This is a genomic window from Sphingomonas sp. S-NIH.Pt3_0716, from assembly GCF_003950715.1.
Classification (GTDB): Bacteria; Pseudomonadota; Alphaproteobacteria; order Sphingomonadales; family Sphingomonadaceae; genus Sphingobium; species Sphingobium yanoikuyae_A.
In genome coordinates, this window is the sequence record NZ_QLJK01000001.1 from 279,047 (window position 1) to 300,151 (window position 21,105).

20 protein-coding genes are annotated in these 21,105 nt (G+C 66.1%); 6 read left to right on the plus strand and 14 right to left on the minus strand.

The window, feature by feature from the left end:
- Nucleotides 1-2: 2 nt before the first annotated feature.
- The 3 genes from BRX37_RS01335 to BRX37_RS01345 all read right to left on the minus strand — a co-directional run bounded on the left by BRX37_RS01335 (nucleotide 3) and on the right by BRX37_RS01345 (nucleotide 3,935).
- Nucleotides 3-1,067 carry an efflux RND transporter periplasmic adaptor subunit gene (locus BRX37_RS01335; protein ID WP_164522382.1) on the minus strand — a complete coding sequence of 355 codons (1,065 nt, stop codon included), beginning with the start codon at nucleotides 1,065-1,067 and terminating at the stop codon, nucleotides 3-5.
- 88 nt (nucleotides 1,068-1,155) lie between these two features.
- The gene (locus BRX37_RS01340) at nucleotides 1,156-1,893 is read right to left on the minus strand and encodes a TlyA family RNA methyltransferase (protein WP_125985227.1); all 738 of its coding nucleotides are present in this window, start codon (nucleotides 1,891-1,893) and stop codon (nucleotides 1,156-1,158) included.
- A complete protein-coding gene (locus tag BRX37_RS01345) occupies nucleotides 1,893-3,935 on the minus strand; it encodes a protein-disulfide reductase DsbD family protein (RefSeq protein WP_125985228.1) in 2,043 nt (680 codons plus the stop codon). The genes BRX37_RS01340 and BRX37_RS01345 overlap by 1 nt, the downstream gene beginning before the upstream one ends.
- Nucleotides 3,936-4,011: 76 nt before the next feature.
- Between BRX37_RS01345 and BRX37_RS01350 the strand changes: the two genes are divergently transcribed.
- Complete coding sequence (locus BRX37_RS01350) at nucleotides 4,012-5,691, plus strand: alkaline phosphatase family protein (protein WP_125985229.1); 1,680 nt, start codon at nucleotides 4,012-4,014, stop codon at nucleotides 5,689-5,691.
- Nucleotides 5,692-5,729: 38 nt separating this feature from the next.
- Here BRX37_RS01350 and epsC read toward each other — a convergent pair whose 3' ends face one another.
- The 9 genes from epsC to BRX37_RS01395 all read right to left on the minus strand — a co-directional run bounded on the left by epsC (nucleotide 5,730) and on the right by BRX37_RS01395 (nucleotide 14,397).
- Nucleotides 5,730-6,731, minus strand: coding sequence for a serine O-acetyltransferase EpsC (epsC, locus tag BRX37_RS01355; protein WP_004211082.1), 1,002 nt, complete (start codon nucleotides 6,729-6,731; stop codon nucleotides 5,730-5,732).
- A 115-nt stretch (nucleotides 6,732-6,846) separates the two neighbouring features.
- Nucleotides 6,847-8,181, minus strand: a complete 1,335-nt coding sequence (locus BRX37_RS01360) for an ATP-binding protein (RefSeq protein WP_010337002.1) — start codon at nucleotides 8,179-8,181, stop codon at nucleotides 6,847-6,849.
- Nucleotides 8,178-8,888: a response regulator gene (locus tag BRX37_RS01365; RefSeq protein WP_004211079.1), complete on the minus strand. Its 711-nt coding sequence runs from the start codon at nucleotides 8,886-8,888 to the stop codon at nucleotides 8,178-8,180. Before BRX37_RS01365 ends, BRX37_RS01360 begins: the two co-directional genes overlap by 4 nt.
- Nucleotides 8,889-9,082: 194 nt before the next feature.
- Nucleotides 9,083-9,931 carry a TorF family putative porin gene (locus BRX37_RS01370; RefSeq protein WP_010337000.1) on the minus strand — a complete coding sequence of 283 codons (849 nt, stop codon included), beginning with the start codon at nucleotides 9,929-9,931 and terminating at the stop codon, nucleotides 9,083-9,085.
- Between the two features lie 285 nt (nucleotides 9,932-10,216).
- Nucleotides 10,217-11,713, minus strand: a complete 1,497-nt coding sequence (locus BRX37_RS01375) for a SulP family inorganic anion transporter (protein WP_004211076.1) — start codon at nucleotides 11,711-11,713, stop codon at nucleotides 10,217-10,219.
- Nucleotides 11,714-11,716: 3 nt separating this feature from the next.
- The gene (locus tag BRX37_RS01380) at nucleotides 11,717-12,415 is read right to left on the minus strand and encodes a carbonic anhydrase (RefSeq protein WP_004211075.1); all 699 of its coding nucleotides are present in this window, start codon (nucleotides 12,413-12,415) and stop codon (nucleotides 11,717-11,719) included.
- A 183-nt stretch (nucleotides 12,416-12,598) separates the two neighbouring features.
- A complete protein-coding gene (locus tag BRX37_RS01385; protein ID WP_004211073.1) occupies nucleotides 12,599-13,309 on the minus strand; it encodes a winged helix-turn-helix domain-containing protein in 711 nt (236 codons plus the stop codon).
- Complete coding sequence (locus BRX37_RS01390; RefSeq protein WP_125985230.1) at nucleotides 13,309-13,746, minus strand: hypothetical protein; 438 nt, start codon at nucleotides 13,744-13,746, stop codon at nucleotides 13,309-13,311. Before BRX37_RS01390 ends, BRX37_RS01385 begins: the two co-directional genes overlap by 1 nt.
- 126 nt (nucleotides 13,747-13,872) lie before the next feature.
- Nucleotides 13,873-14,397, minus strand: a complete 525-nt coding sequence (locus BRX37_RS01395; RefSeq protein ID WP_318276557.1) for a hypothetical protein — start codon at nucleotides 14,395-14,397, stop codon at nucleotides 13,873-13,875.
- A 262-nt stretch (nucleotides 14,398-14,659) separates the two neighbouring features.
- On the opposite strand from BRX37_RS01395, the gene BRX37_RS01400 reads away from it, so the two are divergent.
- Genes BRX37_RS01400 through BRX37_RS01410 form a run of 3 tightly spaced genes read left to right on the plus strand, consistent with a single transcriptional unit; the run spans nucleotide 14,660 to nucleotide 17,267 of the window.
- Nucleotides 14,660-15,346 (plus strand): DUF969 domain-containing protein, encoded by a 687-nt coding sequence (locus BRX37_RS01400; protein ID WP_125985267.1) that lies wholly within the window; start codon nucleotides 14,660-14,662, stop codon nucleotides 15,344-15,346.
- Nucleotides 15,343-16,281 carry a DUF979 domain-containing protein gene (locus BRX37_RS01405; RefSeq protein ID WP_125985232.1) on the plus strand — a complete coding sequence of 313 codons (939 nt, stop codon included), beginning with the start codon at nucleotides 15,343-15,345 and terminating at the stop codon, nucleotides 16,279-16,281. Before BRX37_RS01400 ends, BRX37_RS01405 begins: the two co-directional genes overlap by 4 nt.
- Complete coding sequence (locus BRX37_RS01410; RefSeq protein WP_125985233.1) at nucleotides 16,278-17,267, plus strand: DUF2891 domain-containing protein; 990 nt, start codon at nucleotides 16,278-16,280, stop codon at nucleotides 17,265-17,267. The genes BRX37_RS01405 and BRX37_RS01410 overlap by 4 nt, the downstream gene beginning before the upstream one ends.
- Nucleotides 17,268-17,275: 8 nt before the next feature.
- Here BRX37_RS01410 and BRX37_RS01415 read toward each other — a convergent pair whose 3' ends face one another.
- A complete protein-coding gene (locus BRX37_RS01415; RefSeq protein WP_125985234.1) occupies nucleotides 17,276-18,451 on the minus strand; it encodes a glycoside hydrolase family 5 protein in 1,176 nt (391 codons plus the stop codon).
- Nucleotides 18,452-18,718: 267 nt separating this feature from the next.
- Here BRX37_RS01415 and BRX37_RS01420 point away from each other — a divergent pair, with 267 nt between their 5' ends.
- Nucleotides 18,719-19,054: a GIY-YIG nuclease family protein gene (locus BRX37_RS01420; RefSeq protein ID WP_125985235.1), complete on the plus strand. Its 336-nt coding sequence runs from the start codon at nucleotides 18,719-18,721 to the stop codon at nucleotides 19,052-19,054.
- Between the two features lie 19 nt (nucleotides 19,055-19,073).
- Here BRX37_RS01420 and BRX37_RS01425 read toward each other — a convergent pair whose 3' ends face one another.
- Complete coding sequence (locus tag BRX37_RS01425; protein WP_125985236.1) at nucleotides 19,074-20,360, minus strand: cyclic di-GMP phosphodiesterase; 1,287 nt, start codon at nucleotides 20,358-20,360, stop codon at nucleotides 19,074-19,076.
- Nucleotides 20,361-20,608: 248 nt separating this feature from the next.
- Between BRX37_RS01425 and BRX37_RS01430 the strand changes: the two genes are divergently transcribed.
- Entirely contained in the window at nucleotides 20,609-20,959 is a 351-nt protein-coding gene (locus BRX37_RS01430; protein ID WP_125985237.1) for a YciI family protein, read from the plus strand.
- The last annotated feature ends 146 nt before the right edge of the window (nucleotides 20,960-21,105 follow it).

A 21,105-nucleotide genomic window follows, 5' to 3' on the forward strand; every position in this document is an offset into this window, starting at 1 on the left:
GCTTAGCCGGCGGCCTTGGCGGGTTTGCCGCCCTTGTCGTCATCACCCTTCTTGTCGCCGGCCAGACGCACCGGTGCGCCGTCGGTCAGCTTCACCACACCCTCGGTCACGATCTGCTGGCCGGCCTTCACGCCGCCCAATATCTCGACCAGGCCGTTCTGGCGGATGCCGGTTTCGACCTTCGTCCGCTTGGCAGTGCGACCGTCCAGCACGAAGACGAAGCGTTCGTCGCCATCGCCGATCACGGCCAGTTCGGGCACGCCCAGCGACTGGCGCTCGCGCGAGAAGACGCTGACGGTCAACAGCATACCGGGCTTCAGCGCCTTGTCGGGATTAGGCATGATCGCGCGGACCCGAACGGCGCGGGTGGCGGGATCGATCACCGGATCGATCGTCGCGATCGTGCCGTTGAACGGCCGGTCGGGCCAGGCGGCGGACACGGCCTTGATCGGCATGCCCTCGCGGATCATCGACAGCCGCGTCTCGGGCACGGTGAAGTCCAGCTTGATCCGCGAAATGTCGCTGACCGTGGCGATCGCGGTGCCGGCAGTGATGACCGCGCCGGGCGAGACCGTGCGCAACGATACCCAGCCGCTGAACGGCGCGCGGATGGTGCGGTCGCCGATGCCGGCGCGGGCGAGGTCGGCATTGGCACGAGCGCTGCTGGCGAGCGCGATCTGCTGCTCGACCGTGGCGCCGGTGGCAAAGCCGCGCGACTTGAGCGCCTGGATGCGCTTCAACTGCTGGTCGGCCTGCAGCGCGGTCGCCTCGGCCGCGGCCAGCTCGGCCTTTTCCTGGCCCACGGCCATGCGGGCGATCACCTGCCCCTTGGACACGAAGCCGCCATCGGTGAAGTTCAGCACATCGATCCGCTCGGTCACCGGCGCGGACAATATCACCTGCTCATTGGCGAGCGCGGTGCCGACCGCTTCGACATTGTCGGTGAAGCGGGTGGGCGCAATCGCCACCGCCTCCACCAGAGCCGGCGGGCGAGCTTTCTTTTCCTTCTCCCCGCCGCAACCGGCAAGACAAAGGGCAACGAGAATGACAGGCAGGGTCGAGCGCATGACGAGGGGCTAACGGGCCTTTGTGACGGACACAACCGCATGGAATGTGTCAAAATGTATCGCAGGGCGGGTAACGAAGCTGGCGCGATTATCCGCCAAGCCGCGCGTGAATCAGAAATTCGACATTGCCTTGCGGTCCGGTGATCGGACTGGTCGTGATTCCAAGCACTTCCCAGCCCTTCTCACGGACCCAGGCAGCGACCTCGTCGCAGACGCGCTGGTGAATGGCGGGATCGCGCACCACCCCGCCCTTGCCCACTTCCTCGCGCCCTGCCTCGAACTGCGGCTTGATGAGGGCGACCAGTTGCGCGCCGGGCCGGGCAAAACCGATCGGCTTTTCCAGCACCTTGGCCAGGCTGATGAAGCTGGCATCGCACACGATGATGTCGACCGGCTCGGGAACATGGGCGTCGGTCAGGATGCGGGCGCTGGTCTGCTCATGGACGATGACGCGATCGTCGGAGCGCAGTTTCCACGCAAGCTGGTTGGTGCCGCTGTCGACGGCATAGACCTTTGCCGCGCCCTTGGTCAGCAGCACGTCGGTAAAGCCGCCGGTCGAGCTGCCAACGTCGATCGCGACGAAGCCGGTGACATCGATGCCATATTCATCGATCGCATGCGCCAGCTTGATGCCGCCGCGCGAGACCCAGGGATGGTCGCGCCCGCGCACGTCCAGTTCGGCGTCAGCCGCCACCTGCTGCCCCGCCTTCTCCACCTTCTTGTCACCGAGATAGACGAGGCCGGCGAGGATCAGCGCCTGCGCCCGCGCCCGGCTTTCGGCGAGGCCATTGTCGACGAGCAACTGGTCGGCACGAATCTTGGCCATCAGCGCACCAGGCCGGTGAGGGTCGACGGGGTCAGTAGCTGCGGCAATGTCTGGGCCTCCTTGCCCGGTGCGTACCAGAGGTAGAGCGGCACGCCCGAACGGCCCTGCGCTTCGAGGAAGCGGGTAATCGCCGGATCGGCATTGGTCCAGTCGCCCATCATGACGGTGACGCCCGCCTTGTCGAACGCTGCACGCACCTCAGCCCGCTCGATCGCGGCGGCCTCATTGGCCTTGCAGGTCAGGCACCAGTCGGCGGTAAAATAGAGAAAGACCGGCTTGTTCGCGGCGCGCAGCCCGTCGAGCTTTTCCGCGTCGAAGGCGACGACAGCCCCCTCTCCCGCTGCCGCAACCGCCGGCGCGCGGGCTGGCAACAGCATCGCGGCACCAACCAGCAGGATCGCTGCGCCGACGCCGACCTGCAACCAGCCGCCGCGCCCGGCCCGCTGGCGCATGCCCAGCCACCAGAGCAGCAGCACCAGCGCCAGCGCCGCGCCAAGGCCGATGGTCATGCCACCGACCCCGCGTTGCTGCCCCAGCAGCCAGGCAAGGCCCAGCGCGGTGAGGAACATCGGGATCGCCAGGATGCGCTGCAACCGGCCCATCCATGCGCCGGGACGCGGCAGGCGATTGCGCAGCGCAGGCAGATAGGCAAGCAGCAGGAAAGGCAGCGCCAGCCCAAGCCCAAGCCCGGCAAAGATCGCCAGCGCCGCGCCCAGGGGCAGCACCAGCGCCGTGCCCATCGCCGCGCCCATGAAAGGCCCGGTGCAGGGCGTTGCGACAAAGGCGACCAGCGCGCCGGTCCAGAAGGCGCCGATCATGCCGCCCTTCCCCGCCAGCTGGCCGCCCCCGCCAAAGGCCGGCAGGTCGAACAGGCCAGCCAGGTTGAACGCGATTGCGCTGACCAGCAGCAGCAGCGCCAGGATGATGCGCGGATCCTGCAACTGGAAGGCCCAGCCGACCGCACTGCCTGCCGCGCGCAGGCCCAGGAGAAGCCCGCCCAAGGCCAGACAGGCGACGATCACGCCAAGGGTGTAAGCCAGCGCCTCGCACCGCGCCGCCCGTTCGTTGCCGCCCGCCTTGGCCAGGCTCAGGGCCTTCAATCCGAGGATCGGGAAGACGCAGGGCATGACGTTGAGCAGCAGCCCGCCCAATATCGCCCCGCCCAGCGCCAGCAATATCGTGCCCGCCAGCCCCTTGGCCGCGATCGCCGCGACCTCGCCGGGCTTGGCGCTCAGCAGGAAGCCGACATGGTCGCCGGTCCGCAGCACCGCCTGCGCAGCGCCACCCTTGAAGCCCTCGCCCGCCTGCGTCTCGACCAGCAGCCGGTCGCCCTCGCGGCTGACCTTCTGCGCGGCGGCGAAGCGGGCCAGCCCGTCGCTCAACGGGAAGAGATGAACGTCGCGCGCCTGCGCATCGGCCGGGAACGGCACCGACAGGCGCAGCTTGCCATCGACGATCTGGTAGGTCGCCTCGCTGCCCAGCGGCCGGGGCAGATGGCCGCGCCAGCCATCGAAGCGCGCCTGCATCGCCGGCACGACCTTGCCGTCGCCCGCGACCAGTTCCAGCGCCAGTTCGCCGCTTTCGGGCACGCAGATCTTGTCGGTGCAGGCCAGCCATTCCGCCTTCACCCGGATCGGCAGGCGGGTGCCGGCCGCCACATCCGGCGCCACGCTCAGATTGGCGAGCACCGCATAGGGGCCTTCATAGACATGGTTCATCAGGCCCGAAATCAACAGCGTTTCGGGCACCGGATAGCGCAGCGCGCCAATCGTCACGCCCTTGGGCAGGGTCCAGGTCACGGTCATGCCCAGGCCCGCGTCGCCCGGATTTTCCCAATAGCCATGCCAGCCCTTTTCCGGCTTCATGGCAAAGGCAATGGTCGTGCCCTTGCCGGGCGCAGGCGCTGCACTTTCGGCCATCAACTGCGCGGCGATATGCGCCGGGCCGCCGCCAAAGGCCGCCTGGGCCTGCACCACGGGAGATGCGATCGACAGCCCCGCCAGCATGGCGAGCGTCACGAATATGACTTGAAAAATCCGCATCGGGCCTCTGGTCGGGTGGATGCAAGGGGGCTAGGTCGCTCCCTATCCGCCGTCAAGGCATGAGAAGGTACCCATAATGTTGAAACACGTCGCCGCTGCCCTGTTGCTCGCCACCGCCATGCCCGTCGTGGCGCAGAGCCCCGCGCCTGCTGCCGCTCCTGCACCGGCCGCTCGCAGCATTGCCGCGACTCCGCCCAAGCTGATCGTCGCCATCTCGGTCGACCAGTTTTCGGCCGACTTGTTCAGCGAATATCGCCAATATTATACCGGCGGCCTCAAGCGCCTGACCAGCGAAGGCGCGGTCTTCCCGCGCGGCTATCAGAGCCATGCCGCGACCGAGACCTGCCCCGGCCACTCGACCATCCTGACCGGCAGCCGCCCGTCGCGCACCGGCATCATCGCCAATAACTGGTTCGACCTCGACGCCAAGCGTGAGGACAAGAATCTCTATTGCGCCGAGGATGAGAGCCAGCCGGGCAGCAGCAGCGACAAGTACGAAGCCTCGCCCCTGCACCTCAAGGTGCCGACGCTGGGCGGCCGGATGAAGGCGGCCAATCCCGCCACCCGCGTCGTGTCGGTCGCCGGCAAGGATCGCGCCGCGATCATGATGGGCGGCGCGACCGCCGATCAGGTCTGGTGGCTCGGCGGGCCGCAGGGCTATGTCAGCTACAAGGGCGTCGCCCCCACCCCGCTCGTCACCCAGGTCAACCAGGCCTTCGCCCAGCGCCTCGCTCAGCCCAACCCCGGCTTCGAACTGCCGGCCCAGTGCGTGTCGAAGGATTTCCCGGTCCAGGCCGGCAACCGCACCGTGGGCACCGGCCGCTTCGCGCGTGACGCGGGCGACTATAAGGGCTTCCGCATTTCGCCCGAGCAGGATGCGATGACCCTGGCCTTCGCCGCCGCCGCGATCGAAAACATGCAGCTTGGCAAGCAGGCACAGACCGACATCATCTCGATCGGCCTGTCGGCGACCGACTATGTCGGCCACACCTTCGGCACCGAAGGCACCGAAAGCTGCATCCAGGTCGATCGGCTCGACACCGAACTGGGCGCCTTCTTCGACAAGCTCGACAAGGACGGCATCGACTATGTCGTGGTGCTGACCGCCGACCATGGCGGCCATGACCTGCCCGAACGCCACCGCATGAATGCGATGCCGATGGAACAGCGGGTCGACATGGCGCTGACGCCCAAGGCGCTCAACGCCACCATCGCCGAGAAGGCCGGCCTGCCCGGCAAGAAGGTGATCTGGAGCGACGGCCCGTCGGGCGACATCTATTATGACAAGGGGCTGACTGCCGCGCAGCGCGCCAGGGTCGAAACCGAGGCGCTCAAATATCTGCGCGCCCATCCGCAGGTGCAGACCGTCTTCACCAAGGCGGAAATCGCCGCCACCCCCTCGCCCTCGGGTCCGCCCGAAAGCTGGAGCCTGATCCAGGAAGCGCGCGCCAGCTTCTACCCCAGCCGCTCGGGCGACCTACTGCTGCTGCTCAAGCCGCGCGTGATGTCGATCCCCGAACAGGCGGTGATGGGCTCGGTCGCCACCCATGGTTCGCCCTGGGATACGGACCGCCGCGTGCCGATCCTGTTCTGGCGCAAGGGCATGCAGCATTTCGAACAGCCGCTGGGCGTCGAGACGGTGGACATCCTCCCCAGCCTCGCCGCGCTGATCAAGCTGCCCGTGCCCAAGGACCAGATTGACGGCCGCTGCCTCGACCTGGTCGCCGGCAAGGACGACAGCTGCGCCGGGCAGTAAGCCCTTGCCGATCCTCCCCCCCGTCAAAAGGGGGAGGATCAGATATTCTCGCCAATCCCGTCCGTGCTTTCCAGCAGCGCATGGACGCGGTGCGGGGCTGACACCTCAACCCGGCTGGTCACTTCATGCCGAGCCTTGGCCTGGCGCACATTGCTGTCGGCCGGCACGCTTTCGGTCAGCCAGACATTGCCGCCGATGACCGATCGGCTGCCGATGATGATCCGGCCCAGCACCGTCGCGCCGGCATAGATGACGACATCATCCTCGATGATCGGATGGCGCGGCTGCGCCTTTTCGAGCGCACCCTTCTCGTCCGAGGGGAAGCTGCGCGCGCCCAGCGTCACGCCCTGATAGAGCCGCACCCGATCGCCGACGATCGCCGTCTCGCCGATGACGACGCCGGTGCCATGGTCGATGAAGAAGCCGTGGCCGATGCGTGCGCCGGGATGGATGTCGATGCCGGTATGGGAATGGGCGATCTCGGAAATGATCCGCGCCACCAGCGGCGCGCCCAGTTCATAGAGGCGGTGCGCCAATCGATGATGGATGATCGCCAGCATCGATGGGTAGCAGATCAGCACCTCGTCCACGCTGCGCGCGGCCGGATCGCCCAGGAAGGCCGCCTCGACATCACTGTCGAGCAGGGTGCGCAGCGCCGGCAGGCTATGCGCGAATTCGCCGATGATCCGCGCCGCCGCTGCGTCGACTGCGGCAATCGGGTCATCCTTCATCGCATAGATGAGTTCGAGCCGGATCTGGCCATAGAGGCGGCTGAGCACGGTCTGCAGCGTCTCGGCGACATAGGCGTCCTCATTATGCAGTCGCACGAAGCTCGGCCCCAGCCGCAGCGGGAACAGCGCGCCGCACAGCGCACCGGTGATCTTCACCAGATTGGCGCGAGACGGGAATCCTTCGGCGCCATATTCGGCATGATGCTGCTGTTCCTGCCGCCAGCGACTGCGCGCGGCGGCCAGGTCCGTGACCAGCCGGTCCAGATCCCAATAGCCCACGCCTTCACCCTGCATATCGCCGTCCGCCATTCCCTGCGCCTCTTGTCCGATGGGCAACCGGAATAACCCGCGTCTGCGCGCCAGGATAAACGAGTTTTGCTTGGGGGTAGCGAGATTCTCTTTGCCGAACGCGCCGGAAGGCCGATCAGACCTTGGCTTCCGGCCTGTTCAGATAGAGGCAGATTTCGACGCGCAGCCCGCCCTCCGGCCGGTTGGCGAGGGTCAGGCGGCCGCCCTCCTGTTCGACCGTCTTGGCGACGATGGCCAGGCCAAGCCCCATGCCCCGCGTGTTGCGCTGGCGCGCGGTATCGAGCCGGTGGAAGGGTTTCAGCACCTCCTCCAGCCGGTCGCGCGGAATGCCGGGGCCATCATCATCGACGCGGATCAGCACCTCATTGTCATGCCGCGCCACGCTGACCCGCGCACGCACCCCATAATGGAGCGCATTCTCGATCAGGTTGCGCACGGCGCGGCGCAGCGACAGCGGGCGAACCTCCATTTCCAGATGATCGGGCCCGTCATAGATCACATCGTCGCCATGATCCTGGAAGGCGTCGACCACCGTCGCGATCGTGACCGCCACGTCGATCCGCACCGCCGGCTCGGGATTCTTCTCACCGCCCAGAAAGGCCAGCACGGACTCGATCATCTCGCCCATCTCGGCCAGATCCTCGCCCATCGCCTCGCGGATTTCGGGGTCGTCCACCGCTTCCAGCCGCAATTGCAGCCGGGCGAGCGGCGTGCGCATGTCATGGCCGACCGCCGCCAGCGTCTCGGTCCGCTCGTTGATCAGGCGATGGATGCGGGTCTGCATCGCATTGAAGGCGCGGATCAGGTTGCGTACATCATTGGTGCCCGCTTCCGCCACCGCCACCTGCTGCGCGAGGCCGATCCGCTTGGTCGCATGCGTCAGGTCGCGCAGCGGCGCCAGGGTCCGCCGGATCAGCACGCCGCCCGCAATCAGCAGCGCCAGCACCGGGATCAGCGCCAGGCCGAAACGGCCGAAGGTGAAGGCCCATTTGCCGCCGCTATGATGCATGCCGAAATAGAGCCAGCTGCCGTCCGCCAGTTGCAGCCCGCCATTGATCTGCGAGGAACGGCCGGGCGAATTGAGCCGCAGCCACAGCCGCGATTCATGCAGGCTGGGTTCCCAGTCGACGATCTGCTGCCGCATCCGCGCCAGTTCGGGCGACAGCGGCGGCGGCGGCGGCGCGGCCAGCGTCCAGTGGATGTCATAGCGGTCGGTGGTCAGTTGCGCGCTGACCCCGCCGCGCTGGCTGACCGGCGCCTTGGCCACCAGCTTGCGCGCGATCACCAGATGCTCGGCCAGGCGGCGCGCTTCGTCATCCTGCAGTGACAAATGGCTGGCGCGCTCATAGATGAGCGTGCCGACCACGAATTCCAGCAGGACGGTCAGCAGCAATATGCCAAAGATGCGGCCGACCAGCCCGAGCGACCGGCTGAACCGCTGTCGTCTCAAGCGCGCGCGACTTCCGCGTTGAACATGTAGCCGACGCCGCGCACCGTGGTGATCGGCGCGGGCCGGTCCTCGGTCGACAGCTTGCGGCGCAGGCGGCTGACCAGCACGTCGATGCTGCGGTCACTGCTGTCACCCATGCGGGTGCGCGACAATTCGATCAGCCGCTCGCGCGCGATCACCCGCTGCGGATGGCTGAGGAAGCTGCCCAGCAGGTCGAACTCGGCGCCGGTCAGATCGACGATCGCGCCGGTCGGCGACCGCAGTTCACGGCGCGGGAAGTTGACGATCCAGCCGTCGAAGCGCGCTTCATTCTCGCGCTGCTCGTCCGGGCCACGCTCCACGCCGACGCGGCGCAGGATGGCGCGGATGCGGGCGATCAGTTCGCGCGTGCCAAAGGGCTTGGGCAGATAATCGTCGGCGCCCAGTTCCAGCCCGACGATACGGTCGGTCTCGCTGCCCTTTGCGCTGATGAAGATGATGGGAACGTCGCTCTTGCGACGGATCTGGCGGCACAGGTCGATGCCGTTGGTGCCGGGCAGCATGACGTCCAGAACGACCAGGTCGACCGGGCCGGCATCGAAGGCCACCCACATTTCCGGACCGGACGAGGCCGGACGGACCTGATAGCCATGTTCCTGCAACGCGCGCGCCGTCAGCGTGCGGAGCGGCGGATCGTCTTCGACAAGGATGATCGAGGGGGCGGTCATGCGCGGAGCAACATCAGGCTGTTCATGATGTTGGGAGATAAGCAGCGACCGGTGGAGGGTCAACCGCAGCTTGCTGCCGAAACAGTTGACGGGGGCCACAGCAACAATTTGTCACGCCGGCGACAGCTCGGCACAAGATAAGGCCCGGAAATACAGCAGATCGGGCCCGCGCGAACGGGCCCGATCCGTAAAGATCAGAAAGCGGCCGAGATCGAGAAGACGACCGTGCTGCGCGCGATCGACTTGCCGAAATTATCGCCGTCCGCGACCTGGAAGTTGGGACGCAGATAATTTTCCTCGACGCGGGCGATGTCGGTGTCGACATAGGCGATGCTCAGCGTCAGCGGCGTCCCCGGCACGGCCAGGTCGGCGCCGACCAGCCAGTCGAGATATTTGCCGGTCGGCGCGACCGACGTGCCGTTCGGGCCCAGGCCGCTATTGCCGTTCGACCAGCCCAGATGCGCCTTCAGGCTGACCGGGGTGTTCGGGATCGCACCGCTGACATCGCCCCAGATGTAGAAATTATCTTCCTTGTCACCCGGCTTGTAGATGGTGCAATCGGCGTCGCTGCACCACTTGCCCAGCGCTTCCTGCTTGGGGGCATAGGCCACGCCGAGCAGACCCTTGACCGGGCCGACCTGGCTCGACAGCTTCACATAGGGCTCGGCGAAGTCGGTCTTGTCGGCGCCCGACGGGTACATGTACCAGGTCAGGCCGAGGTCCAGCGTCGCGCCGCTGTCACCCAGAGGAATGGCATAGCCTGCGAACAGGTCCAGTTCCATGTTGGCGCCGCCGAAGGTGCCCCAGCCCGACAGGTTGGAACCCCAGGTGCCGACATAGACGCCGCTTTCATGGGTTGCGGTCAGGCCACCCTGGATCGCCATGCCGCGATCGGACTGCGAAACACCACGGAAGCGATAATCGGAAACCAGGCCGACGCTGCCGGTCACGGTGACCGGGCCTGCGGGTTCTTCCTGGGCGAAGGCCGGCGCACTCGACATCAGAGCCAGAGCGGCACAAGCGATTTGATACTTCATGAACATTCCCCTTTTACGAAAGAATGTTCCGTCCTGCATCCGCGGCCCGAAGATCTGTTGGAATATCGTCTTCCGTACCGGCGGATGACTACTCGACTATTCTCGCCAGCCGTCGGCGCAAACCTCTATCTTCGCATCTGCACAAGGGAAGAGAGGCTCTGTGATATAGCGATCACGGTTCTTTTCTAATTGCCACCGATATTGTTTCTATTCGATGTCCGAATTGCATCTGAACATGAAAAAGCCGCCACATCCGGGGATGCGGCGGCTTTTCTGTCATGCAGGCCTGCGTCAGGCGACGAGCTGGCGCATCCGTCCGGTCGCGCCGAACAGCTCCACCTTGGCGCCCGCGCCGGTACGGCGATCGGCCCATTCGCGCACCATTTCGGCGCAGGTATGGTCGATATGGGTCAGGCGTTCGACATTGAGGATAACCAGTTGCCCCGCCGGCACCGATTCCAGCTTGGCCGACAGCTTGGGCAGGCTCAGGAAGCTCGCCGTGCCGTGCAGCGCCACTTCATGCGCATCGCCGCGGCTGGCTTCCTCGACGCCCAGGCGCAGGCGGCTGGCATGGGGGATCAGTTCGATCAGCGACAGGCCGATGCCCACCAGCACGCCGGTCAGCAGGTCGGTCGCGACGACGCAGATCAGCGTCGCGGCCCACACGATCGCCGGCAGCGGACCATAGAGGTGGAACAGATGCTTGACGTGCGACAGGCTGACCAGGCGGAAGCCGGTCACGACCAGGATGCCGGCCAGCGCCGCCATCGGCACTTCGCGCAGCAGCCAGGGCAGCAGGGCAACGAAGCCCAGGATCCACGCGCCATGCAGGATCGCCGACAGGCGGGTCTTGGCGCCGGCCTGGACGTTGGCGGACGAACGGACGATGACGCCGGTCATCGGCAGCGCGCCAGCCACGCCGCAGAGCAGGTTGCCCACGCCCTGCGCGCTCAGTTCGCGGTTGTAATTGGTGCGCACGCCATCATGCATGCGGTCGACTGCAGCGGCCGACAGCAGAGTCTCGGCACTGGCGATGAAGGCGATGGCGATGGCGGTGGTGATGATGGTCGGGCTCATCAGCTGCGCCAGCAGGCCCTGTTCGGGCAGGCTGATGGCGGACAGGATCGATTCCGGCACGACAACACGGGCGACCGGCAGGCCGAGCGCGAAGGCGACCAGCGTCGCGGCGACCACGCCGACCAGCGCACCCGGCACCAGCTTCATCGATGCAGGGCGGAACTTCTCCCAGCCCAGCATCGCGCCGATGGTGACCAGGCCGACAGCGAAGGCGGTGGCCGCATCCTGATTGGTCAGGCCCAGAATCTGGCCCGGCATCGCGATCAGATTGTGCAGGCCGCTCGACAGCGGCTTGTCATCGAACAGCACATGGAACTGGCCGACGACGATCAGCACGCCGATGCCCGCCAGCATGCCATGCACGACCGCCGGCGAAATGGCGCGGAACCAGCCGCCGACCTTCAGCAGGCCGGCGACGATCTGGATCGCGCCTGCCAGGATCAGGATGGGGCCAAGGGCGGACAGCCCCTGTTCCCGCACGATTTCGAAGACGATGACCGCAAGACCGGCCGCCGGACCGCTGACCTGCAGCGGCGAACCCGCCAGCAGGCCGACGACCAGGCCGCCGATGATGCCGGTGATCAGGCCTTTTTCCGGCGGCACGCCGGAGGCAATGGCGATGCCCATGCACAGCGGCATGGCCACCAGGAACACGACGATCGACGCCGTGAAGTCGCGGCTGAACGTGCCGCCGGAAAAGGCCTTCAACATGATTTACTCCGCAGCTTGTGCGATGAGCGATTCGCCGGCCAGGCGACGCCCATGCGGCAGCGCCACGGGCAGCTTCTGCCCTTCGCGCAGCACCGAGAAACGACCGGTTTCGCCGTCCAGGCCCAGGACCTGGCCGGCATGGATATCGACATACCAGCCATGCAGGGCGATCTCGCCGCGGGCGATGCCCGACGCGACCGACGGATGGGTGCGCAGGTGCGACAGCTGCACGACGACATTTTCCAGCGCCATGTTGCGCAGCTTTTCGGCGGCATCCAGGTCGGCAGGATAGGATTCACGGCACAGCTTCTGCGCGGCATGGCTGTGGCGCAGCCAGGCGGCGACATTGGGCATGCCGGTCAGGTCGGCGTCGGTGGCCAGCGCCTTCATCGCGCCGCAGTCGCTGTGACCGCACACGATGATGTCGCGCACGCCCAGCACCATCACGGCATATTCGACCGTGGCGGTCACGCCGCCCAGCTGGCTGTCATGCGGCGGCACGATGTTGCCGGCATTGCGGCAGACGAACAGGTCGCCCGGCTGGGCCTGCATGATGTGCTCGGGAACGATGCGCGAGTCGGCGCAGGAGATCATCAGCGCCTTGGGGCTCTGACCATGGCTGGCCAACTGATTGTAGAGCGTGCTTTCGTTCGGGAAGACCTTGGTCTCGAAACTGAATACACGACCGATAAGCTCGTTCATGGCTTTCATCCTCTTATTGCTATTGCGTTGCCGGTCAGGGGGCGGACCGGCCTAGCTTGCAAAATACGCAGCAGATTTTGCTGCGGCGCAGCGGAATTGTTAAAAATCATGTCTGGGATGCAAAGCGCCCGACAGGCGCGCCAAATGGCGGAAAACCGCCATCAGCGCGCCTTTTCGAGGGGGTCAGCGCCGGTCGACGACCGCGCTGAACATGTATCCGACGCCACGAACAGTCACGATCGCGGCGGGCCGCCCCTCATGGGACAGCTTGCGCCGCAACCGGCTGATCAGCACGTCGACACTGCGGTCGGACGAGGGCGCGTCGCGCACGCCCGCCAGTTCCATCAGCCGCGCACGGGCAATCACCGCCTGGGCATGATCCAGCAACACGGCGAGCAGCGAAAATTCCGCTGCCGTCAATTCGACCAGCGCCCCGGCCGGGTCGGTCACTTCGCGCCGGGCGAAATCGACCACCCAGTCGTCGAAGCGCGCCTGGGTCTGACGCCGCAGGCCCAGCGCCCGCTCGCTCCGCCCGCGCCGCAGCACGGCGCGCAGACGCGCCGCCAGTTCGCGGGTCGAATAGGGTTTGGCCATGTAATCGTCGGCGCCCAGCTCCAGGCCGACCACCCGGTCGACCTCGCTGCTGTCGGCGCCGACCAGGATGATCGGCACGTCGCTACGCTCACGCACGTCGCGGCACAGGTCCATGCCGTCCGGCCCGCGCAGCCCTGCGTCCAGCACGACCGCGCCGACCGGCATCCGGTCCATGGCACTGAATATATCGCTCGACGAGGCCGCAGGCAGAGCGCGAAACCCGCTCTGCTCCAGGAATTCGCGCACCTTGTGCCGCAAATCCTGCTGCGTCTCGGCGACCAGTATCAGCGGTGGACTCATCAGCCCTTCACGGTCAGCGCGCGTACGCTGTCCAGTTCATTCACCAGCACGGCGCGGTCCTGCTGCGCCACCGACACGGCCTCGGCATTGCGGGCGCTGGCATAGCGGGCGACCTCTGCGTCCACCTGGCTGCGGGCGGCGGCGCAGGTGCCGGCATAGCTGCCCGACAGCGGGGCGAAGCGATGGACCGCCTTGCCGAAGGCCGGCACCGACTGGCCCTGGGCCGCGACGGCGCGGTCGACGCGCACATCAGCCTGCCAGCGGCAGACCGGGATGGCGTTGCGATTGCCGAAGCGCGGCTCGACCTGGGTGAAGCGCACCGACGATGCGGTGTGATAGCTGGCCGTATAGGCCTGGGCGCCGTGGGTCAGATCGGCGCTGTGGATCGGGGTGGAGGAAGCGGCGAGCGCCGCGACACTGGCAAGGATCGGCAACATGGGTGGCTTCCCTTCGAAACAGACAATATCCAGCAATAAGCGGGATCCTTCCGACGGGTTTAGGCAGGGAGAATGTCTCCCCAATATGCCGAACGTTACAAATTATTGCTGTGTCGCAGCATGCCGTCAAGCGACCCTTGCGATCACCGGGCTGGCCTGAAGCGGCCGCGCCGCCCCCGACAGGGCCTCGATCAGCCCGGAAAGCCACAGTGCATCGGCCACGGCGCGGTGCCGCGCGGGATGCAGCGCATCGGCATGGGCCATGGCCGCCGCGATCCGCGGCTCGTCCGCGCCCCATTCATCCAGCAACAATGAGACATGATCGATCGCGAACGGCGCCACCACGGCCTGCGTATCGGCCAGCGTCTGCAGCCAATATTGATCGATCACGCTGTCGGCGACCACGCGGCAGCCGGCGACCGCCGCCGCCAGTTGCGCCAGCACCACGTCCGCCGGCTCGCCCTCCGCCTCGATCCGGGCGCGCGACAGGCCGTGCAGCGCCTCGGCTTCGGCGGTCCAGTCCCAGCCGGTCCAGGCTGCATGAGGTCGAATGATCCAGCTGCGGGCAATGCCGCCGCCTGCTATGCCCACTTCGATCGGGAAGGATCGTCCGTGCCTGGGCAGGCACGACGCCTCGAAATCGATCGCCATGATGGTCAAAGGCTCTCTCCGAATAATTCCACGTCCGCCCCATTTTTGGGTCTGGCCGTCCACGTCTGATACGCCCCTGTCTCCTCCAACTATGTCAGGCCGATGTCATTGGCCATCAGGATTTTCGGAAAAGATGCGAACCGACGGTCCGGTGCGACCGATGCGACCATCGCACCGGATTTCAACCGCCTATGGCCAGCGGCCTGCATTGCCGCTACCCCATGGCGATGACGGACGGACGACTGCGGGACGCGAACGACTAATGTGGGTGTTGCTGGGCATCGCCCTGATCGTCGCGGGCTTCGTGTTGCGCTTCAATCCGCTGCTGGTGATCCTGGCCTCGGCCATCGCCACCGGCCTTGCCGCCGGGCTCGATCCACTCACCATCCTCGCCGCCTTTGGGAAGGCGTTCAACGATTCGCGCTATGTCTCGGTCGTCTGGGTCGTGCTGCCGGTGATCGGCCTGCTCGAAGCGCATGGGCTTCAGGAACGGGCCCGCGGCCTCATCGACCGGATGCGCGGCGCCACCACCGGCCGCTTCCTCCTATTCTATCTTGTCGCCCGCCAGATTTCAGCCGCCATGGGCCTGATCTCGGTCGCCGGCCATGCCCAGACCGTGCGCCCGCTGGTCGCGCCGATCGCCGAAGCCGCGGCCGAGAAACAGGCCGGCACGCTCGATGAGGAGCAGCGCGACGAGATCAAGGCCTGGGCCGCCGCGACCGACAATGTCGGCGTCTTCTTTGGCGAGGACATCTTCCTCGCCATCGGGTCGATCCTGCTGATCAAGGGGCTGCTGGAGCAATATGGTATCTTGCTCGAACCGCTCCAGCTCTCGGTCTGGGCGATCCCGACCGCGATCGCCGCGCTGCTGATCCACGGCTTTCGCCTATGGCGGCTCGATCGCCGGCTGAACGCGCAGGGTGCCAAGGAACCGGAGGACGCCGCATGATCACCCTCCACTGGGTCTATGCGCTGATGGGCGCGGTGTTTGCCGGCTATGCCTTGCTCGGCGCCGCCGACCGCAGCAATCCGCGCCGCTTCACCACCGCCGCCTTCTGGGCCCTGCTGGCGCTCAGCATGTGGGCGGGCGACCGGATCGGCGACATCGGCAATGGCGTCCTGGTCCTCGGCCTCGTCGCGATTGCCGGCTTCAAGGGGCTGGGGCGCGGCAACGGCGGCGTGCCGCTGGCGGAGCGGCAGGCGCGCGCCGACCGCCATGGCAATGGCCTGTTCGCCATCGCCCTGGTCATCCCCGTCACCGCGCTGGCCGGCACCTTCCTGTTCAAGGCGTTCCCCGCCTGGATCGATCCCAAACAGACCACCCTCATCTCGCTGGCGCTGGGCGTCCTGATCGCGCTAGCCATCGGCTGCACTTGGCTGCGCGCCCGGCCGATCGTCGCCCTGCAACAGGGGCGGCAATTGATGGACTCGGTCGGCTGGGTGGGCATATTGCCGCAGATGCTGGCCAGCCTCGGCGCGGTGTTCGCGCTGGCCGGCGTTGGCGATGTCGTCGGCGGCATCGTCCGCCTCGCCATTCCCGATGGCAGCCTGCTCGGCGCGGTGATCGCCTATGGCCTGGGCATGGCGCTCTTCACCATCGTCATGGGCAATGCCTTTGCCGCCTTCCCGGTGATGACCGCCGCAATCGGCATCCCGCTGCTGATCCACCAATATCATGGCGATCCGGCGATCATCTGCGCGATCGGCATGCTGGCGGGCTTCTGCGGCACATTGCTGACCCCGATGGCAGCCAATTTCAACCTCCTCCCCGCCGCGCTGCTGCAGCTCAAGGATGAATATGGCGTGATCCGCCGCCAGGTCGGCACCGCCCTCCCCCTGCTCTGCGTCAACATCCTCCTGATCTATTGGCTGGCCTTCCGATGACCCGACTGACCCAAGATATTGCCGATCGCTTCGCTGCGCTGACCCTCTCTCATCTGGGGCGGCAATATCCCTACAAGATGGACCTGACCTATCAGGGGCCGGAGGATGCGCGCATCCCGGCGGAGCATCACCCGATCTTCCATGGCAGCTATGACTGGCACAGCTGCGTTCATGGCTGGTGGCAGGTGATGCGCCTGCGCCGCCTCTACCCCGCCATGGCCCAGGCCGATGCGATCCGCGCCCGCGCCGACATGATGCTGGTGCCGGACAAGGTCGCGGGCGAACGCGCCTTCCTCACCCGCCCGACCGCCGGCGGGTTCGAGCGGCCCTATGGCTGGGCCTGGCTGCTCGCGCTCCATGCCGAACTCGCCCGGCAGGACGGACCCTGGGCCGCCGCGATCGAACCGCTGGCGCTCGACTTCGCCGCGCGCTTCCACGCCTTCCTGCCGAAAATGACCTATCCGCTGCGCGTCGGCACCCATTTCAACAGCAGCTTCGCGCTGATCCACGCTTATGCCTGGGCGGAAGGGCGCGATCCCGCGCTCCAGGCCCTGATCCGCGAGCGCGCCCTTGCCTGGTTCGGGCAGGACCGCGCCTGCCAGGCTTGGGAACCGGGTGGCGACGAATTTCTCTCCTCGGCCCTCACCGAAGCGCTGCTGATGAGCCGGCTGCTCGCGCGCGATGAATTTGCCGACTGGTTCGGCGCCTTCCTGCCCGATCTTCTGACCGGCCAGCCGGCCACCCTGTTCACCCCGGCCACCGTATCGGACCGCAGCGACGGCAAGATCGCCCATCTCGACGGCCTGAACCTCAGCCGTGCCTGGTGCTGGCGCGGCATCGCCGCCGCGCTGGGCGCCGACACGCCGATCGCGCCGATCGCCGAGCAGGCGGCCCTCGCCCATCTCGACGCCGCGCTCCCCCACATAGCCGGTGACTATATGGGGGAACATTGGCTGGCCAGCTTCGCCCTGCTGGCGCTGGAGTAACCCCAGCCTCAGGGCATGTTGGCGAGCAGCAGCTTCATATGTGCCGTCGGCGTGGTCGTGCGCGACTGGAGACGGAACATATAGTCATAGGCCCACCAGGCGCCACCGCCCCAGGCGGTCCAGCCCAGCACAGCCGACGACGTCTTCAGACGGCGCAGCATATCGGGATATTCCTTCGCGCATTGCGGCTGGCCCGACGCGGCGATCTCGCCGAAGAACAGCTTCACCTTGTATTTCTCGGCCCAGGTCAGCGCGGCATTCACGCGCTGGCCTGCCTTGACCTCGCACTTGTCGGTGGTGCCGGTCGACCAGGCATCCAGATATTGATGCACTTCAAAGGCGTAATTCTTGCCGGGATCGACGAACTTCACCGCCTGCGCGGCATTGCCCGAACTCACCCAGTTATGCGCCCCGGTCCAGGCCGTGCCGGGAATCAGCAGCTTGTTGCTGATCTTCTGGGCGCGGATATCCTTGGTCACCTGTCCGGCAATGGCCCACCATTGCGCCGCCGTCTGCCGATTTGGCTCGTTCATCAGACCGATCCAGACCTTGGGGTTGGACCGATAATCCTCCATGATCTTGACCCAGGCATTGGTCAGCGCCGTCGTCGCCAGCGTGCCGCTGCCGACCAAGGCCGCAGAGCCCTTCACCTGGCGCGCACCATAATTATGCATGTCCAGGATCACCGTCAGGCCCAGCGCATTGGCCTGGGTCACCACCGACTTCAGTGCCTTGCGATCGACCTCCGACAAGGGACCATAGAGATTGGGCTGCAACCGTTCCCAGCGGAACGGCACGCGCAGCAGCTTGAAGCCCTGCGCCGCATAGCTGCGCATTTCCGCCGTGCTGGGATAGATATAGTTGGTGCCCAGCTTGCCGCCGGCGCCGCCAAATTCGCCGCCGGAAATATTGATGCCCGGCAGAACCTTGGCCGTGCTGGTCGCCGTAGCCGCCGACACGGCGGCCGCTGCCGCCGCAGCATAGGCCTGCGCCGCCGTCGTCGTCGGCACCGTCGCGCTGGTGCCAGTGCTGGCGGCTGGCGCGGTACTGGCCGATGACGGGATGGTGATCACCCGTGCGTCCGGCGCATCCGCCTCGCCCCCCGATAGTGTAACGGCCGCAAGAACACCCGTCGCGGCCAGCGCAACCACAGCGGCGGCAACGCCGCCCCCCATCTTCTTCATGAATTGCCTACCCTGTCAGACCCAAAAGGAGGCGGGCCCTTAGCTAGCCTAGTTAGACAATGTCTTCACCCGGTTGCGGGATTTGGTTAAGCCTCCGACAGGCTGTTCCAATAATGCGCCCTATGGGTTTTCCCTTAGGCAAAACTCCCGATCCGCCAGGGAAAACGGGGGCAGACCATTATTCCCATGACCGCAAAATCAAGCCGGCCCATTTGACCCGGATAAATATCATTTGCCAATATATCCGGGTAATATTAAAGGCGCCTCATGACCGAAGAGGAAAAGCGGGCCGCGATCGCCGCCTACAGGGAGCAGAAAATCGAAAGCGGCATCTATGCCCTATCCTGCCTGCCCTCTAGCCAGCGCTGGGTCGGCAGCGCGCTCAATCTCGCCACGATCCGCAACCGGCTCTGGTTCACCCTGCGACTTGGCAACGACCGGCACCCCGGCCTGCAGGACGCCTGGAATACCCATGGCGAAGACGCCTTCGGCTTCGAAATTCTCGAACGGCTGAAGGCGGATGATCTCGGCGCCGGCCGCGACCGCCGGTTGAAGGAGCGCCTGCTCCAATGGGCGGAAGAGTTGCAGGCGACGCGGATCTGACCGAGCCGCCCGCCCTGTTTCAGCTTGCGACTGCCAGCAGCTTGGCGCTCATCGCCGGCCATTCGCTCATGTCCCATCCTTCGGGCGTCTCGCGGGTGATGATCTGGTCCGCGCCGAAGCAATTGCCCAGGTCGATATCCTCGCTCTTCTCGAACGCCCGGTCGGAGAGCGAATAGAAGGGACGGACCTTGGGCAGGGTCAGGTCATCGGGATTCTGCTCAACCACGATCGCCAGCCGGTGCGATCGCAGCCGCACCAGCGATCCGATCGGATAGATGCCGACCGCGCGCTGGAACGCCTGGAAGATTTCCGCGTCGAACAGCGCGCCGCCATCCTCGTCGATCTTCAGCAAGGCGCGCGACGGATCTTCGCCACTGCGGTGCAAGCGATTGGACGTCATGGCGTCATAGCTGTCGCAGATCGCGGCCATGCGCGCGAACATCCCGATCTGCTCGCCGGCCAGGCCATTGGGATAGCCGCTGCCGTCCAGCCGCTCATGATGGTTGAGGCACACGTCCAGCACTTCCGCCGGCATTTCCCCGCCCAGGGTCAGGAACTCGTGCGCCAGCGTGGTGTGGCTCTTGACCACGTCCCACTCCTCCGGCGTCAGCGGCGCGTCCTTGTCCCACACTTCCTGCGGCACATGGGCCATGCCCATGTCCATCAGCAGGCCGGCCAGGCCAGCCTTGCGGATATCATCGGGCGACAGGTGCATCTGCTGGGCAAGGCCGATCATCAGCGCGCAGACCGACAGCGCATGCTGATACAGATATTCGCCGCTATTCTTCATCCGCGTGATCGCCATGAAGGCGTGCGGGTTGCGCTGCACCGAACTGGAAATCTCGTCGACCATGGTTTCCAGCTTGGCCGCCTTCACCGCCTTGCCCAGCCGCACATCCTCATAGAGCTTGCGCATGGTGCGGCCCGACTTGCGCGCCAGCCGCTGGGCATGGACCATCTCGGCGCGGATCGGCAGCTTGTCCTTGGACAGCGGATCGAAGGGACGGTCGACCGGCTGGGGCGCGGCGCGGCGCACGATCGTCGGCCCGGCGCGACCGAACACCCGTTCGCGCGGCTCGGCCATCTGCACCACGCGGGATGGCACCGGCTGGGCCGGGGCCACATCCGCACCGCGCGACACGTCGATCGTCACCCACTCGACCTTGCTGGCATGCAGGTCCGCCAGTTGCTCGGGATCGTCGAGCAGCATCTTGCGCTTCCAGAAGGGGTGGGAAAACCACGACCCGTCCAGCTTGTGCAAGAACATCCCCAGTTTCACGTCCTGGGTGCGGATTTTTTTCAGCATTTATACGGCCCCGTAGTCCCCGCTTTCATTTCGCAGGTCGTGCCTTTCCAAAAGGTTAAGATCCCTCCTTCCCGCCGCGAAAGTGCGGCTTCGCTTTACCGTGTGCGCGTGCGGCAACTGCTTGAAAGTCGTCAATTCTCTTGCCAGGCGCCTGAAGCTGCGCCGGGAGCCGGCCGGCGATGTCGCTGCGCCTACCGCAACCGGCCATTTTCGCTTATCCTCCTGCGGTCCGGACAGGGAGGCGATCGATGCGCGTGATGGTGCTGGTGAAGGCGACGCAGGACAGCGAGGCGGGCGGCCCGCCCGACCCGGAGATGATGGCGGCGATGGGCCGCTTCAACGACGAACTGGAAGCGGCCGGCATATTGCGCATGGCCGACGGCCTGCTCCCCTCCTGTCATGGCAAGCGTATCGCCTTCGACGGCGCCGATCGCCACGTCATCGATGGCCCCTTTCCCCAGGTCGGCGAACTGGTCGCGGGCTTCTGGCTGTGGGAAGTGGCCGACATGGACGAAGCCGTCGCCTGGGCGAAACGCTGCCCCAATCCCATGCCCGGCCCCAGCGAAATCGAAATCCGCCCCTTCCACGAATGGGTCTAGCGCCCCTCATATCCTTGCATTGCATTGATCTGCGACTGTTTTTTCCCGGCACTCGGTATTTACCCCGATAGCTCTTCGGCCGACTAAGCGGGATCATCCGACCTCCCTTCTTCTCGATTGCCGGCCGCCGCGCACATTTCCGGTGC

Bases quoted from the DNA above. Each gene is read 5' to 3' on its own strand.
- BRX37_RS01335 (WP_164522382.1), bottom strand. From the start codon at position 1,067: ATGCGCTCGACCCTGCCTGTCATTCTCGTTGCCCTTTGTCTTGCCGGT.
- BRX37_RS01340 (WP_125985227.1), bottom strand. From the start codon at position 1,893: ATGGCCAAGATTCGTGCCGACCAGTTGCTCGTCGACAATGGCCTCGCC.
- BRX37_RS01345 (WP_125985228.1), bottom strand. From the start codon at position 3,935: ATGCGGATTTTTCAAGTCATATTCGTGACGCTCGCCATGCTGGCGGGG.
- BRX37_RS01350 (WP_125985229.1), top strand. From the start codon at position 4,012: ATGTTGAAACACGTCGCCGCTGCCCTGTTGCTCGCCACCGCCATGCCC.
- epsC (WP_004211082.1), bottom strand. From the start codon at position 6,731: ATGGCGGACGGCGATATGCAGGGTGAAGGCGTGGGCTATTGGGATCTG.
- BRX37_RS01365 (WP_004211079.1), bottom strand. From the start codon at position 8,888: ATGACCGCCCCCTCGATCATCCTTGTCGAAGACGATCCGCCGCTCCGC.
- BRX37_RS01370 (WP_010337000.1), bottom strand. From the start codon at position 9,931: ATGTTCATGAAGTATCAAATCGCTTGTGCCGCTCTGGCTCTGATGTCG.
- BRX37_RS01375 (WP_004211076.1), bottom strand. From the start codon at position 11,713: ATGTTGAAGGCCTTTTCCGGCGGCACGTTCAGCCGCGACTTCACGGCG.
- BRX37_RS01380 (WP_004211075.1), bottom strand. From the start codon at position 12,415: ATGAACGAGCTTATCGGTCGTGTATTCAGTTTCGAGACCAAGGTCTTC.
- BRX37_RS01385 (WP_004211073.1), bottom strand. From the start codon at position 13,309: ATGAGTCCACCGCTGATACTGGTCGCCGAGACGCAGCAGGATTTGCGG.
- BRX37_RS01390 (WP_125985230.1), bottom strand. From the start codon at position 13,746: ATGTTGCCGATCCTTGCCAGTGTCGCGGCGCTCGCCGCTTCCTCCACC.
- BRX37_RS01395 (WP_318276557.1), bottom strand. From the start codon at position 14,397: ATGGCGATCGATTTCGAGGCGTCGTGCCTGCCCAGGCACGGACGATCC.
- BRX37_RS01400 (WP_125985267.1), top strand. From the start codon at position 14,660: ATGTGGGTGTTGCTGGGCATCGCCCTGATCGTCGCGGGCTTCGTGTTG.
- BRX37_RS01405 (WP_125985232.1), top strand. From the start codon at position 15,343: ATGATCACCCTCCACTGGGTCTATGCGCTGATGGGCGCGGTGTTTGCC.
- BRX37_RS01410 (WP_125985233.1), top strand. From the start codon at position 16,278: ATGACCCGACTGACCCAAGATATTGCCGATCGCTTCGCTGCGCTGACC.
- BRX37_RS01415 (WP_125985234.1), bottom strand. From the start codon at position 18,451: ATGAAGAAGATGGGGGGCGGCGTTGCCGCCGCTGTGGTTGCGCTGGCC.
- BRX37_RS01420 (WP_125985235.1), top strand. From the start codon at position 18,719: ATGACCGAAGAGGAAAAGCGGGCCGCGATCGCCGCCTACAGGGAGCAG.
- BRX37_RS01425 (WP_125985236.1), bottom strand. From the start codon at position 20,360: ATGCTGAAAAAAATCCGCACCCAGGACGTGAAACTGGGGATGTTCTTG.
- BRX37_RS01430 (WP_125985237.1), top strand. From the start codon at position 20,609: ATGCGCGTGATGGTGCTGGTGAAGGCGACGCAGGACAGCGAGGCGGGC.